Below are 12,753 nucleotides of genomic sequence, written 5' to 3'. Positions count from 1 at the left end.
CCTTCGCCAATGCCCGCGCCGAGGAGGCCCCCGCCATGCACACTTACGAGTCCTTTGACGGCACACAGATCAGCTATCAGGAACTGGGCACCGGCCCGCTGGTGATCCTCCTCCACGGCTTCACGTCCAGCGCCGCGCAGAACTGGATCCAGTCCGGCATCGCCCAGAAGATCGCCGATGCGGGCTATCACGTCGTCGCGCCGGACCTGCGCGGCCATGGCGCCTCGCCCTACAATGCCCCGCCCGAAGACTGGCCAAGTGACGCCGTCGCCCGTGACCAGATCGCCCTCGTCGCCCACCTGAAGGAAGACCCCTACGCCACCGTCGGCTATTCCATGGGCTCCATCAGCGCCCTGCGCTGGCATCTCCTCTCGCGCAATACCGGCCGCATGGCCCTTGGCGGCATCGGCGATTCCGCCGCCGACGAGTTCAACACCGATCGCAACACCGCTTTCCGGGCCGCCATAATGGAAGCTCTCGCCGGCGAAGACACGCCCGGCGCCAAGGGCATGATCGCCCGCACCAGGGCCACCGGCGGCACGCTCGAAGGCTATCTCGGCGCCCTCTCGGCCCGCACCTATACGCCCGCCGACCTGCTCGCCACGTTCGACGTGCCAACGCTGATCCTCACCGGCGACCAGGATCTCGACAATGGCTCCGGCCCGGCGCTTGCCGGCCTCATCCCCGGCGCCACCCATCACGCCCTCACCGGCACCCATATCACCGCCGTTGTGGACCCCGAACTGCCCCGCGCCGTGATCGCCTTCCTCGATGAAGGCCGCCCTGCCGACTAGGCCCTCACCGGATTGTCATTCACAAACGCCCGCGCCTTCCTACATGTAAGTCCAACGCCAAACCAAACACCACGGAGCAAGCGACATGAGCGACCCGACCTACACCCCGCCGAAAGTCTGGACCTGGGACAAGGAAAGCGGGGGCCGGTTCGCCAATATCAACCGCCCGATCGCCGGCCCGACCCACGAGAAGGCGCTGCCCGTCGGCAAGCATCCCTTCCAGCTCTACTCGCTTGGCACGCCAAACGGCGTCAAAGTCACGATCATGTTCGAGGAACTCCTCGCCGCCGGCCACAAGGGCGCCGAATATGACGCCTGGCTGATCAATATCGGCGAGGGCGACCAGTTCGGCTCCGGCTTTGTCGACGTGAACCCGAACTCCAAGATCCCGGCCCTGATGGACCATTCCACCACGCCGCCGACCCGCATTTTCGAATCCGGCTCCATGCTGCTCTACCTTGCTGAAAAGTTCGGCGCCTTCCTGCCGACCGACCATCACAAGCGCACCGAGGCCATCTCCTGGCTGATGTGGCAGATGGGGGCGACGCCCTTCCTCGGCGGCGGCTTCGGCCACTTCTACGCCTATGCGCCAGAGAAGTACGAATACCCGATCAACCGCTACGCCATGGAAGTGAAGCGCCAGCTCGACGTGCTGGACCGCCGCCTCAAGGACAATGAATACCTCGCCGGCGACGAATACTCGATTGCAGACATGGCCGTCTGGCCCTGGTATGGCGCCCTCGTCACCGGCGCCGTCTACGAGGCCGGCGAGTTCCTGCAGGTGCAGGACTACACCAATGTCATCCGCTGGATGAAACAGGTCGGCGCGCGGCTTGCCGTCAAGCGTGGCCAGATGGTCAACCGCACCTTCGGCAAGCCGGAATCCCAGCTGCGCGAACGCCACGACGCCAGCGACTTCGACACCAAAACGCAAGACAAGCTCGAAGCCCAGAGCTAGCTCAGTCTCCCCCCTCTCCCTTGTGGACTTGCCCGGATCAGCAATCGCATTGCGATTGCCCGGGCAAGGGCCGGGGGTGAGGGGAAGCCCCACTCGCGACACGCCCCGCTCTCTGCCATGATACCGCGAAGACCCGCCCACAGGCGCGTCATCCAACCGCATCACAGGAGCGGGCCCATGTCCCCCGAACTCATCCTTACCCTGTTTGACCGCGTCGGCGTGTTCGTTTTCGCCATTTCCGGCGGCATCGTCGCCGTGCGCAAGGACATGGACCTGTTCGGCGTCATCGTGCTCGCCTTCCTGCCTGCCATTGGCGGCGGCACGCTGCGCGACCTCATTCTCGACCAGCCCGTCTTCTGGCTGTCGGATACGCCGACCCTTCTCCTCGCCATCGCAGGCGGCCTGACGGCCTTCGTCTGCCATCGCTGGCTGGAAAACTTCCGTCCCCTGCGCTGGGCCGATGCCTTCGGCCTGTCGCTCTTCGCCGTCACCGGCGCGGCCAAGGCCATGAGCCTTGAGCATGGCCTCGCCGTCGTGCTCATCATGGGCGCCCTCACCGCCAGCGCCGGCGGCCTGATGCGCGATGTCGTCGCCAATGAGGAACCGCTCCTCCTGAAGAAGGACATCTACGCCACCGCCGCCCTGCTCGGCGCAGGCGTCTATTTCGCCCTCGCCACCTACGGCCTCCCCGAAACCACCGCCTTCGCCGGCGGCCTCGCCGCGGCCTTCACGCTCCGCGCACTGGCGATCGTGTTCAAGCTGTCACTGCCGAAGTCGCCGTTTTGAATGTCCTTCTCCCCTCTCCCTCGGGAGAGGGGCCGGGGGTAAGGGGTCACAGACTCCCCACATCAAAATTTCCTGCCATGATGCTCCCATGCCCCGCTCCCCGGACACCAGCCGCGCCCGCCGTCTCCGCCAGACCGCCAACGCCCCGGAAGCTGCCGCATGGCAAGCCCTCCGCACATTGCGCACCCACGGCTTCCCCGTCCGACGCCAGCACCCAATCGCAGGCTATGTCGTCGACTTCGCCATCCCGAAAGCCTGGCTCGTTATCGAAATCGATGGCGGCATCCATGATAGCCCCGAAGCCCGATCCGCCGACGCACGGCGCCAGTCGGAGATCGAACAACGCGGCTGGCACTTCCTTCGCGTCGATACACAAACAGCACTAAGCGCGGATCACCTGCTCGCCATCGTCACTGAACACTTGGGTCTGTAAGAAATACCGCCACCCCTCATCCCCGGCCCTTCTCCCAAGGGAGAAGGGAGCGCGCGCCTAAAAGCCCCCTCTCCCTTGGGAGAGGGGGTTGGGGGTGAGGGGTCACCGAACCTTCACCCTATCCGGAAGACCGCAGCGACGACCAGGCAAAACAAAAAACTTATCCCACCCCTCCGCACTGCCCGTATCATACGGCGCATGCAATTCACGCCCGCCCTCCTGCTCGATCTGCTCGCCTGGAACTGGCCGCGTGTGAAGAAGCTTGCCTGGTGGGCGCGGCAGCTGGTGAAGGACCCGGCGGCCGAGATGGTCGCGCGGCATGTGCATAACGAGGTCCTCCGCATCCTGCGCCCCGCCGAGTCCATGGTGCGCCGCATGCTGCTGATCCTTGCCCTGAAAGCCCCGATCTCCCCCGTGCCCCCGGCGAACGCCGGGGCCTCAGGCCAACTTTCCCCCAAAGCCAACAGCCCCGTTCTCTCTGCGAAGGCAGGGACGGAGGCAGGGGCGGCGAATCCAAACCGCGCTTCCCAATTCCTCCTCACCGAACCCCTCACCATCCGCCTGCCCTCAGACGCGACACCCTTCGTCAAATTCGGCCCGCGCATTTTCGTCTTCGGCTCCGGCATGGAGTGGCAGCCGCTGCCCGGCGAAGCGCCGCTTCCTCCGCTCCCGGCCGCCCCATTGCTCGCGCGTCTGTCGCGCCTCGACGCCGTGCTGGCCGAACCGGATGCCCATGCCGCCCGGCTTGCCCGCCTCATCGCGCGCCTGCGCGGCGCCCGTGAGGCCGGCCGCCTCACCCGTCTTTCCCCCATCCGCCCGCGCAGCCTGATGCCCGGCCGCGCCAGCCGTCCGCTGGGCGAGCTGACCCGGTCTGCGATCACCTATGTCTGCTGGGGCGCTGACGCCGCGCTGGAGGGCGCGTGGGATTCCGGCTAGCGCGCGCCAGAATTTATTTTAACAAAAAGTAAACCGTCTCGCCTCCCCTGCGTACACAGGGGTATGCGCACGCACGCGCATCGCAAGGAGAGACACTTATGCCCCTCAAAACACACCTTTTTATCGCCACCGCAATGGCCTCCTCGCTTACGCTCGCCGCCTGCGAAGACGCATCCGACAAGGCCGATTATGACGCCGCCCCGGCGGCGGCCGAAACCGAAATGGCCGTTGAAGCAGAAATGCCTGCCGCTGAGCCCATGATGGAAGATGCCGCGCCTGAAGCCGGCACCATCGTTGAAGTCGCTGCCGGAACGGACGACCTGTCCACCCTCGTCGCCGCCGTGACAGCCGCCGGTCTTGTCGACACGCTGAACAGCGACGGGCCGTTCACGGTCTTTGCGCCGCCAAACAGCGCCTTCGCCAAACTGCCTGAAGGCACCGTCGAAACGCTGCTGATGCCGGAGAACAAGGAAACGCTCAGCGCCGTGCTGACCTATCACGTCGTCGCGGGTGAGGTCATGGCCGCTGATCTTGTCCAGGCGATCACGGACAATGGCGGCACCTACACGATCACCACCGTGAACGGCGCCCCCCTGACGGCCTCCATCGTCGACGGCAATGTCGTCCTGACGGATGCCACCGGCGCCACTGCCACGGTCACCGCCACCGATATCGACGCGTCGAACGGTGTCGTCCACCTCATCGATACGGTTGTCATGCCGGGTTAGGCCCCACCTCATACGGCATGATGATCGGCCCCGCATCCCACCAGGTGCGGGGCCAACTTGCTTATGGCCTTGCGGTGGCGCGCGCCGCTGGTACTGTCCCGCCCAAATTGAAATACTGAGGAATTACAAGATGCGCGCACTCTTTCTGGCCATGTGCCTGGCCCTCGTGGCCGCACCCGGATTTGCTGACGAAAAGGCCGACAAGCCTGAAGCCGCCAAGGAAAAGGTAGACATCCCCAATCCCGAGCGCTTCGCTTCCGACCACACGCTGAAGCTGAATGGCGAGGCGATTAAGTACAAGACCGTCGCCAGCGAGACCTACCTGCGCGACGACAAGGGCGAGCCCAAGGCCTCCATCTTCTCCGTCTCCTATGTCCGCGATGGCGAAGACCGCACACGCCCCGTCACCTTCATCTTCAATGGCGGCCCCGGCTCCGCCTCGCTCTGGCTCCACATGGGCGCCTTCGGTCCGAAGCAGGTCGTCACGCCGTCCAATGCCTCCGGCGTCGGCGCGCCGCCCTACACGATCCGCGACAACCAGAACTCCCTGCTCGACGTCACCGACATGGTCTTCATCGATCCCGTCGGCACTGGCTATTCCCGCCCCCTCGGCGACAATGACGGCAAGGAATTCTACGGCGTCAATGAAGACGCTGACAGCATCGCGGAATTCATCCGCATATGGATCACCGAGAACGGCCGCTGGAACAGCCCGAAATTCCTCGCCGGCGAAAGCTACGGGACGACGCGCGCCGCCGCCCTCACCGAGAAACTCCAGGGCGGCTGGAACGGTATCGGCCTCAATGGCGTGATCCTAATCTCCGCGATCCTCGATTTCCAGACCGGCGAATTCGCCCCCGGCAACGACACCGCCCACTTGGCCTATTTCCCGTCCGAGGCCGCCATCGCCTGGTATCATGGCAAGGCCGACAAGGCGAAATGGAATGGGAATTTCGACGCCTTCCTGCGCGATGCCCGCACCTATGCCACAGACACGCTGGCCCCAGCCCTCATCCGCGGCAACACGCTCAGCCCCGCACAGGAAGCGGCCATCGCGAAAGACATGAGCGCCTATCTCGGCGTCTCGGCTGAATGGATCCAGCAGGCCCACCTGCGGGTTGATCCGACGCGCTTCCGCAAGGAACTCCTGCGCCGTGAAGGCTACACCGTCGGCCGCTTTGATGGCCGCTACAAGGGTGTCGATCCGGAAGGCACAAGCGACTCGCCGGAGAATGATCCATCCGGCTACGGAATGGACGTCGCCTATGTCGCCGCGCTCAACGACTATCTCACGCGCGAACTGAAAGTGGACTTCAACCGCCCCTACAAGGTTCTGACAGGTGAGCCCGGCTCGAAATGGAACTGGAGCCTGAATGATTCAGGCTGGCCGGAATATGTCAACGTCACGCCATGGCTAGGCAAGGGCATGCGCGAGAACCCGGAGCTGAAAGTCATGCTCGCCACCGGCTGGTACGATCTCGCCACGCCCTTCTTCGGCGCCGAGATGGCCCTTCAGAAGAACGGCATCGTGCCGGAGCGCGTGCAATACGATTATTACGATGCCGGCCACATGATGTATCTCGCCGAACAGGACGGCAAGAAACTGTCAGACGACGTACGCGCCTTCATCAAGGCCGGCCAGTAAGCGTCAGACCTTGCGCACGATGGCCGTGGTCATCCGCGCGCCCTCGACGACAACCGAGTCGCCGGCGTGGATGGGCACCATCCGGTCGGCGGCTTCTGCGCCCCAGACGGAATCGCCGATCTTGATCTGGCCATTGCCGCCGGAAAAGTCGCCTGTCGCCTGCCCGCGCTGGCCGACAAGGCTCACCATGCGCTTGTTCAGCGTCGGGTGCTCATCGCCGCGATTGCGCATGCCGGACAGGAGCGTCCGCCCAATGACGATGAGCGCAAGCGCCGCAATCCCGAAGAAGGCCAGCTGGCCCTGCCAGACGGCATAGGCCTCCGGCGCGGCCCAGGCAAAGCCCCCGGTCAGCCACGCCGCGATGGACACCATCAACAGGTCGAATGTGCCGGTCATCATCTCGATGCCGAAGAGGACAAGGCCCAGCGCCAGCCAGTGCCACACAGTCAGTTCGCCGAGAATCTGTTCCATGGTCTGAAGTCTCCTCGCTTGTGTTTAGGTGCCTAGTCCTGCCGCCGCGTCGGCGGCACCGCGCCGCCCTGCGGCCGTGGCGGCGTCTGCGCCTCTTTGGCCGCCCCGGTCAGGCCGCGAATGCCCTCGATCGTTCCGAGAATGCTGGAGAATTCTGCCGGGATTATGACCGTGCGCTGCTGCGGGCTGGTTGCCAGCTTCTCGAACGCGGCCACATAGGCCTGGCCCAGGAAGTAGTTGATCGCGTTGACGTCGCCCTTGGCGATCGCCTCGCTGACCATGGCCGTCGCCTTGGCCTCGGCCTCGGCTTCACGTTCGCGGGCCTCGGCATCGCGGAAGGCCGCTTCGCGCCGGCCCTCGGCTTCCAGGATCTTCGCCTGCTTCTGGCCCTCGGCCTTCAGGATGGCCGACTGTTTGTCGCCCTCGGCCGTCAGGATTTCCGCCCGCTTCAGGCGCTCGGCCTTCATCTGGCGGTTCATCGCCTCTGTAATGTCGGCGGGCGGGCTGAGATCGGCAATCTCGATCCGCGTCACCTTCACGCCCCAAGGGTTCGTCGCCGCATCAATCACGTGCAGCAGCCGCGCATTGATATCGTCGCGGTTCGACAGGACCTCATCAAGGTCCATCGAGCCAACCACAGTACGGATATTGGTCAGCGCCAGGTTCTGGATCGCATTGTGGAGATTGTTGACCTCGTAGGCCGCATTGACCGCATCAATCACCTGGATGAACACGATGGCATCGCACGACACCATGGCATTGTCCTTGGTGATGACTTCCTGCTGGGGCACGTCCAGCACGGTCTCCATCATGTTCATCTTGCGTCCGACCTTTTGCCAGATCGGTATGATTAAATGCAGGCCGGGGGTAAGGGTCTTGCTGTACGCGCCGAAGTTCTCGACCGTCCAATTATAGCCCTGAGGCACCTGCTTTACGGTCGCTAGTATGGCCACGACCGCGACGACCATTATGAGCACGTAGACAGCAGTTGATGAATCCATTTTCCCTCTCCTCATTCCGTTACATTTTATGTGGGGGACAGTTTGCCGATAATCAATAATAAAACAACGAAATCGGCGCGCCCGGTCCCCCCGAGCGCGCCGACAATGGCTTGATTTGTTTAATGGATATTACGTAGCGGGCCTAAAGCTGGCCGAGCAGGTAATCCGCGCTGGAAACCTTGAATTCCGGTCCCTGCTCGACATTGAGCTCTGCCACGACACCATCTTTCACCAGCATGGAATAGCGCTGCGAGCGCTTGCCCATGCCAAAGCCCGTGCCGTCAAGCTCAAGGCCGACAGCCGAAGCGAAGGCGCCATTGCCGTCGGCCAGCATGCGCACGGTCTCGCCGGCGCTGGCCGACTTGCCCCATGCGCCCATGACGAACACATCGTTCACCGAAGTGCAGACAATCTCGTCGACGCCCTTGCCCTTGAATTCGTCGGCCTTGTCGATGAAGCCCGGGAGGTGGCGGGCTGAGCATGTCGGCGTAAAGGCGCCCGGCACGGCGAAGAGGGCAATCGTCTTGCCGCTGAAAACGTCTGCCGTAGTGCGCGGCTGAGGGCCGTCACTGGTCATTTCCATGAAAGTTGCGTCCGGAAGCTTGTCGCCAACCTTGATGCTCATCTGTGTATCTCCTTGCTGATATGGCCTTGGACATAGGGCCGACGCGCTGCTGCGGCAAGGCGCAACGCCCTTGCCAAAATGCCGGCCTTGCCCCAGCCTTGGGAAAAAGGAGCCTCATCGCCCATGGACACAGACCTGACCGGCAAGCTTCTGATCGCTCTGCCGAGCATCGGCGACCCGCGATTTTCGCGGTCGGTCATCCTCCTTTGCGCGCACTCGCCGGACTTTGCGATGGGCATCGTGCTGAACAAGCCGATGGAAGGCATCCGCCTGCCGGAGCTGTTCGAACAGCTCGACGTCTCCACGGAACTCGGCGTACCGGATGCGCCAGTCCTCGATGGCGGCCCGGTCAATACGGATCGCGGCTTCGTCATACACACCGATGATGTCATCAGCGAAGGCGCAACGCTGGAGATTGATGGCGCCTTCTGCATGACGGCCACGCGCGACATGTTGCAGCTGATCGGCTCCAGCGCCGCGCCCCGCAAATCGGTGCTGGCGCTCGGCTATTCCGGTTGGGGCGCCGGACAGCTGGAAATCGAACTCGCGGCCAATGCCTGGATTGTCGGTGAACCGGATGACGATCTCGTCTTCGGTGAAGGCCACGACCTCAAATGGCGTCACGCGCTTGGCCGGATGGGAATTGATTCGGGCCGCCTCCATGTCGAGGGCGGCAGCGCCTGATCAGGCGACGAGAAAGGCCGCCGCCGCCTCGGCGCTCATCGGCCGGGCAAAGGCAAAGCCCTGCACATGGTCAAAGCCGAGCCCGCGCAGCTTCACCGCGTCATCCTTGTTCTCGATGCCCTCCGCCGTGCTCGTCATGCCGAGCCGGCTCGCCAGCAGCGTGATCGTCGTCAGTATCGTGTCGATGCGCAACTGGCCGAGGCGACAGGTCAGGCCATGGTCGATCTTCAAACTGTCGGCCGGCAGGTCCGCCAGCCAGGCAAAGGACGAATGCCCCGTCCCGAAATCATCCAGCACCAGTCCGGCGCCAACGGCCTTCAGCGCCATCGCCGCTGACAGCGCATGCCCGGCGTCACGCAGGGCGGCCTGTTCGGTCAGCTCGATCCGCAGCGCGCGCGGTGGCAAGTTGTAACCATTCATCAGCGCCTCGACGAGCGCAGGGAACGTGCCGCGCGCAAGGTCGCGCGCCGTCAGGTTCACATGCATGAACACGTCATCGCGCCCTGATGTCTCGCGCAGCATGGCCAGCGTTTCCGCCGAGCGGATCAGCATGTTTGAGGCCAGTGCCTCGTCCTCATAGCGGCTGGGCGGCGACGTCCCTTCCGTGCCGTCCCAGCGGGCGAGCGCTTCAAAACCGGCGATACGTCCGTCGCGCAATGAAATGATCGGCTGGAAGACGGGGGCAAGATCCGGGCCCGGTTGCAGGTCCGACGGGTCGATCTCCGGGAAATCATCGCCAACCAGTAAAAGGCCGCGCGCCTCGGACCGCCTGACAAAGGCGCCGACAAGGTGCACATCGCGCCCGCTCGACAGGCGCAGGGCGCAGCGCACCGGCCCCTCGATTGCGGCAAAGGCCTTGGCAAGCCGGCCGCGGCTCAGCCCTTCCAGCATCTGTTCGAAGGCATCAATCGACCATTCGCCCGTCAGTTCGGAGAGCGCGGTCGCCTTGGGCGCATCGATGACGAGGCGCTGCGACGGCGCATGCCAATGCCAGTTGCCATGGGGCTGCGTGCTTGGGGGTGTGGCCATCGGATTGAATCTAGCTTTGATTTTGCGGCCTGACGAGCCCGAAAAGGACGTGGTCGCGGCGTTCACCCGCAATCTCGAGATAGGCACGTGCATAGCCCTCTTCCTCGAAACCCGCCGCCTCGAGGACATTTCGCGAGCGATTGTTCTCGGCCAGCGTGCCCGCCTCGATGCGCCAGAGCGCAAGTCGCGCAAAGGCCCACTCGCAGATCAGGCTGACCGTATCGCGCATGTAGCCATGGCCTTCATACTCCTGCCCCAGCCAATAACCGAGGCTCGCGCTGGAGGCGGGCCAGGGCCGCACATGCGTCAGGGAGATGCCGCCGATCAGTGCATTGTCCGACATCCGCCGGATCAGGAACACATAGGCGCGCCCCTCTTTCCAGGCCGCCGTCCAGACTTTCAGGCGCCGTGTCCAATCGGCTTTCGAGTGCGCATCGCCCGGCCAGAGCGGCTCCCAGCGTTCGAGATAGTCACGGCTGGCTGTGCGCAGCGAGGCCCATTCGTCATAATCAGACCTGCGCGGCGGGACGAGTACGACACGGTCACCCGTGATCAACGTATCGCGCAGCGGAAGAGCCATCAGACGCTCGCGCGGGCCTTGGCTTCAATCGCCTTTCGCACGGCCGTGACGTCCGCCGGCAATCGGTCAAACACCTCGCCGCGCGTCAGCAGCGGGCCGCACTTGTGCGGCAGCTGTGCTTCGAGGCCGGTCGCCTCCAGGACCGTTTCGGGAAACTTGGCGGCGGCGGCGGTGGCCAGCACGACGGTCGAGACATCGCTGCGCGGGGTCTGGCGGGCCTGATAGGTGCCGACCGCCGTATGCGGGCAGATCAGCCAGCCGGTTTCCGATTCGAAGCGCTTCATCTCGGCCATTGTGTCCACGTTGCTGACGGCAGACGCCGTGATGCCGACACAGCCGAGGCGGGTCCGCGCGCTGTCCGGCAATGTGGCCTCGCCGGACTGTTTGTAAGCGTCATAGACCTGGCGGACGGCATCCGCGTCACGACCGGTAGCCTCGTACAGCAGGCGCTCGAAGTTCGACGGCACGGAAATGTCCATCGCCGGGCTCGGCGTGGCGACAGCCGGGGCGCGTGACATGACACCGTCATTGAACAGGCGGGCCAGCGCGTCATTCTCGTTCACGGCGCAGGCGATTTCGAAGCCGCCGGTGAGCAGGCCGCAGCGCGCGGCGACATAGCCGGCCAGCGCGTCGCCCATATTGCCGCTCGGCACGACAAAGCGGATGCGGCCACCCAAGGCGGCCTGCGCGGTGGCATAATAAACAGCCTGCGCCGCAATACGCGCCCAGTTGATCGAGTTGACGCCGGAGAGGCCGACATCCTCGGCGAACATCTTGTCCGCGAAGAGTGATTTCACGATCGCCTGGCAGTCATCGAAGTCGCCATCGAGGGCGAGGTTGGTGACATTGCTGGCGCCGGTCGTCGTCATGAAGAGGCGCTGCACCGGCGAGATGCGCTCATGCGGGTGCAGGATGAAGAGGTCCGCATGCTTCGAGCCGGCAAAGGCGGCAGCTGCCGCGCCGCCCGTATCGCCGGACGTGGCGCAGACGATGGAGAGGCGCTTGCCGCTCTTGGCCAGCATGTAGTCGTAGAGCTGGGCGATGATCTGCATCGCCACGTCCTTGAACGCCAGCGTCGGGCCGTGGTGCAGTTCCATCAGCCAGAGGCCGGGGCCCGCCTGCGTCAGCGGCGCGACCGAATGGTGCGCAAAGCTGGCATAGGCCCGCTCGCACATGGCCAGCATGTCGGCTTCGGGAATCGCATCGCCGGCGAAGGCCGACAGGATGCGGGCCGCGACATGGGCATAGGGCTCGTCGGTTTTGGCCGGGGCAATTTGCGGAAAGCTTTCCGGCACATAGAGGCCGCCATCGGGCGCGAGGCCTGCGAGGCAAGCGCCTGTAAAATCAACAGGCCCGGCCTGTCCGCGTGTCGAAATGTATTTCACGCACCACTCCCTTTGCGAAACCGCAGGCGGCCCTTCTGGTAATGGAAGGCGAGATACACGCCGAGCAGCGCCATGGCGAGCCCCCACCACGTAATCGCATAGCCAAAATGGCGCTGTGGCGGCAATTCGCTGTCCGGGCGGGCACGGGCGAACGGGTTTACCCCGGCCATTGAGCGACCGTTCTCGGTCAACTGGATGGTTTCAGGCTCGAAGACGCGGCCATGTACGCGGGCGGCATCTTCCGCCGGCAGCAGCGCGCCGAGGACGGCCGGGTCCAGCGTGTAGAAGATGCCTGTCTCCGGACTGTCGGTGCCGGTGAAGGCATTGCGCCCCCGCGGGCTCTGGTAGAGGCCGCGCGCGGCGAATCGCATGCCGGCGCCGCAATCAGGGCCGAGGCAGGGCTGCGGCGGCTCGACCTGATACAGCACTTCGATGGGCGTGAAGACGACTTCCTCGCCCGTATCGATTGCAACGACGCGCCGCCAGGCGGCGCTGCCATCGGTGTAGGAATAGACCATGGCCTCGCTGCCGGGCACGACATTGCCGTCAATAGTCGTCCAGTCCACCGGGGTCTTGTCGAGCGCCATTTTTTCGCTGAAGCGCCGATACTGCCAGTTGCCCAGCAGGACGAGGATCACGAGGCTGACCAGCGTGAAAAACGTGAGCACCGGAAGCGGTCGGAAGGACATGGCGGTGGT

At 64.4% G+C, this 12,753-nt stretch carries 15 protein-coding genes; 8 read left to right on the top strand and 7 right to left on the bottom strand.

Translation table 11 applies throughout. The features are described 5' to 3' along the window. The 7 genes from HY30_RS18845 to HY30_RS18810 all read left to right on the top strand — a co-directional run. Positions 1-794 (top strand): alpha/beta fold hydrolase (locus tag HY30_RS18845; RefSeq protein ID WP_051615745.1); only part of this gene is annotated, 794 nt, incomplete at its 5' end. 85 nt (positions 795-879) lie between these two features. Beyond that, positions 880-1,752, top strand: coding sequence for a glutathione-dependent disulfide-bond oxidoreductase (gene yghU, locus HY30_RS18840; RefSeq protein WP_034744754.1), 873 nt, complete (start codon positions 880-882; stop codon positions 1,750-1,752). Between the two features lie 177 nt (positions 1,753-1,929). Then, on the top strand, positions 1,930-2,538 hold the full coding sequence (locus tag HY30_RS18835; RefSeq protein ID WP_034744750.1) for a trimeric intracellular cation channel family protein: 609 nt from the start codon (positions 1,930-1,932) through the stop codon (positions 2,536-2,538). Between the two features lie 88 nt (positions 2,539-2,626). Beyond that, positions 2,627-2,971, top strand: a complete 345-nt coding sequence (locus HY30_RS18830) for an endonuclease domain-containing protein (protein ID WP_051615743.1) — start codon at positions 2,627-2,629, stop codon at positions 2,969-2,971. A gap of 198 nt (positions 2,972-3,169) precedes the next feature. Beyond that, positions 3,170-3,907: a hypothetical protein gene (locus HY30_RS19585; protein ID WP_051615741.1), complete on the top strand. Its 738-nt coding sequence runs from the start codon at positions 3,170-3,172 to the stop codon at positions 3,905-3,907. Between the two features lie 98 nt (positions 3,908-4,005). Beyond that, positions 4,006-4,635: a fasciclin domain-containing protein gene (locus HY30_RS18815; protein WP_034744742.1), complete on the top strand. Its 630-nt coding sequence runs from the start codon at positions 4,006-4,008 to the stop codon at positions 4,633-4,635. A 130-nt stretch (positions 4,636-4,765) separates the two neighbouring features. Beyond that, complete coding sequence (locus tag HY30_RS18810) at positions 4,766-6,280, top strand: S10 family peptidase (RefSeq protein WP_034744738.1); 1,515 nt, start codon at positions 4,766-4,768, stop codon at positions 6,278-6,280. Between the two features lie 3 nt (positions 6,281-6,283). Here HY30_RS18810 and HY30_RS18805 read toward each other — a convergent pair whose 3' ends face one another. The 3 genes from HY30_RS18805 to HY30_RS18795 form a co-directional block, all read right to left on the bottom strand. Then, positions 6,284-6,751 carry an NfeD family protein gene (locus HY30_RS18805; protein WP_034744734.1) on the bottom strand — a complete coding sequence of 156 codons (468 nt, stop codon included), beginning with the start codon at positions 6,749-6,751 and terminating at the stop codon, positions 6,284-6,286. A 32-nt stretch (positions 6,752-6,783) separates the two neighbouring features. Beyond that, a complete protein-coding gene (locus HY30_RS18800; protein WP_034744731.1) occupies positions 6,784-7,752 on the bottom strand; it encodes an SPFH domain-containing protein in 969 nt (322 codons plus the stop codon). 142 nt (positions 7,753-7,894) lie between these two features. Next, a complete protein-coding gene (locus tag HY30_RS18795) occupies positions 7,895-8,377 on the bottom strand; it encodes a peroxiredoxin (RefSeq protein ID WP_034744728.1) in 483 nt (160 codons plus the stop codon). Positions 8,378-8,500: 123 nt separating this feature from the next. Here HY30_RS18795 and HY30_RS18790 point away from each other — a divergent pair, with 123 nt between their 5' ends. Then, a complete protein-coding gene (locus tag HY30_RS18790) occupies positions 8,501-9,061 on the top strand; it encodes a YqgE/AlgH family protein (RefSeq protein WP_034744725.1) in 561 nt (186 codons plus the stop codon). Here HY30_RS18790 and HY30_RS18785 read toward each other — a convergent pair whose 3' ends face one another. Genes HY30_RS18785 through HY30_RS18770 form a run of 4 tightly spaced genes read right to left on the bottom strand, consistent with a single transcriptional unit; the run spans position 9,062 to position 12,744 of the window. Continuing rightward, the gene (locus tag HY30_RS18785; protein WP_051615739.1) at positions 9,062-10,090 is read right to left on the bottom strand and encodes an EAL domain-containing protein; all 1,029 of its coding nucleotides are present in this window, start codon (positions 10,088-10,090) and stop codon (positions 9,062-9,064) included. Positions 10,091-10,100: 10 nt separating this feature from the next. Then, on the bottom strand, positions 10,101-10,670 hold the full coding sequence (locus tag HY30_RS18780) for a GNAT family N-acetyltransferase (protein ID WP_034744722.1): 570 nt from the start codon (positions 10,668-10,670) through the stop codon (positions 10,101-10,103). Continuing rightward, positions 10,670-12,055 (bottom strand): threonine synthase, encoded by a 1,386-nt coding sequence (gene thrC, locus HY30_RS18775; protein WP_034744720.1) that lies wholly within the window; start codon positions 12,053-12,055, stop codon positions 10,670-10,672. Before thrC ends, HY30_RS18780 begins: the two co-directional genes overlap by 1 nt. Next, positions 12,052-12,744, bottom strand: coding sequence for an SURF1 family cytochrome oxidase biogenesis protein (locus tag HY30_RS18770; RefSeq protein ID WP_034744717.1), 693 nt, complete (start codon positions 12,742-12,744; stop codon positions 12,052-12,054). Before HY30_RS18770 ends, thrC begins: the two co-directional genes overlap by 4 nt. Positions 12,745-12,753: the final 9 nt, after the last annotated feature.

The organism is Hyphomonas chukchiensis, assembly GCF_000682695.1.
Taxonomy (GTDB): Bacteria; Pseudomonadota; Alphaproteobacteria; order Caulobacterales; family Hyphomonadaceae; genus Hyphomonas; species Hyphomonas chukchiensis.
The sequence above is the reverse complement of the archived record's forward strand: the minus strand, read 5'-3'. Positions and strand labels throughout refer to the sequence as shown.

What these genes read in the sequence shown, in the direction of transcription:
- yghU (WP_034744754.1), top strand. Translation starts at nt 880, where the DNA reads ATGAGCGACCCGACCTACACCCCGCCGAAAGTCTGGACCTGGGACAAG.
- HY30_RS18835 (WP_034744750.1), top strand. Translation starts at nt 1,930, where the DNA reads ATGTCCCCCGAACTCATCCTTACCCTGTTTGACCGCGTCGGCGTGTTC.
- HY30_RS18830 (WP_051615743.1), top strand. Translation starts at nt 2,627, where the DNA reads ATGCCCCGCTCCCCGGACACCAGCCGCGCCCGCCGTCTCCGCCAGACC.
- HY30_RS19585 (WP_051615741.1), top strand. Translation starts at nt 3,170, where the DNA reads ATGCAATTCACGCCCGCCCTCCTGCTCGATCTGCTCGCCTGGAACTGG.
- HY30_RS18815 (WP_034744742.1), top strand. Translation starts at nt 4,006, where the DNA reads ATGCCCCTCAAAACACACCTTTTTATCGCCACCGCAATGGCCTCCTCG.
- HY30_RS18810 (WP_034744738.1), top strand. Translation starts at nt 4,766, where the DNA reads ATGCGCGCACTCTTTCTGGCCATGTGCCTGGCCCTCGTGGCCGCACCC.
- HY30_RS18805 (WP_034744734.1), bottom strand. Translation starts at nt 6,751, where the DNA reads ATGGAACAGATTCTCGGCGAACTGACTGTGTGGCACTGGCTGGCGCTG.
- HY30_RS18800 (WP_034744731.1), bottom strand. Translation starts at nt 7,752, where the DNA reads ATGGATTCATCAACTGCTGTCTACGTGCTCATAATGGTCGTCGCGGTC.
- HY30_RS18795 (WP_034744728.1), bottom strand. Translation starts at nt 8,377, where the DNA reads ATGAGCATCAAGGTTGGCGACAAGCTTCCGGACGCAACTTTCATGGAA.
- HY30_RS18790 (WP_034744725.1), top strand. Translation starts at nt 8,501, where the DNA reads ATGGACACAGACCTGACCGGCAAGCTTCTGATCGCTCTGCCGAGCATC.
- HY30_RS18785 (WP_051615739.1), bottom strand. Translation starts at nt 10,090, where the DNA reads ATGGCCACACCCCCAAGCACGCAGCCCCATGGCAACTGGCATTGGCAT.
- HY30_RS18780 (WP_034744722.1), bottom strand. Translation starts at nt 10,670, where the DNA reads ATGGCTCTTCCGCTGCGCGATACGTTGATCACGGGTGACCGTGTCGTA.
- HY30_RS18770 (WP_034744717.1), bottom strand. Translation starts at nt 12,744, where the DNA reads ATGTCCTTCCGACCGCTTCCGGTGCTCACGTTTTTCACGCTGGTCAGC.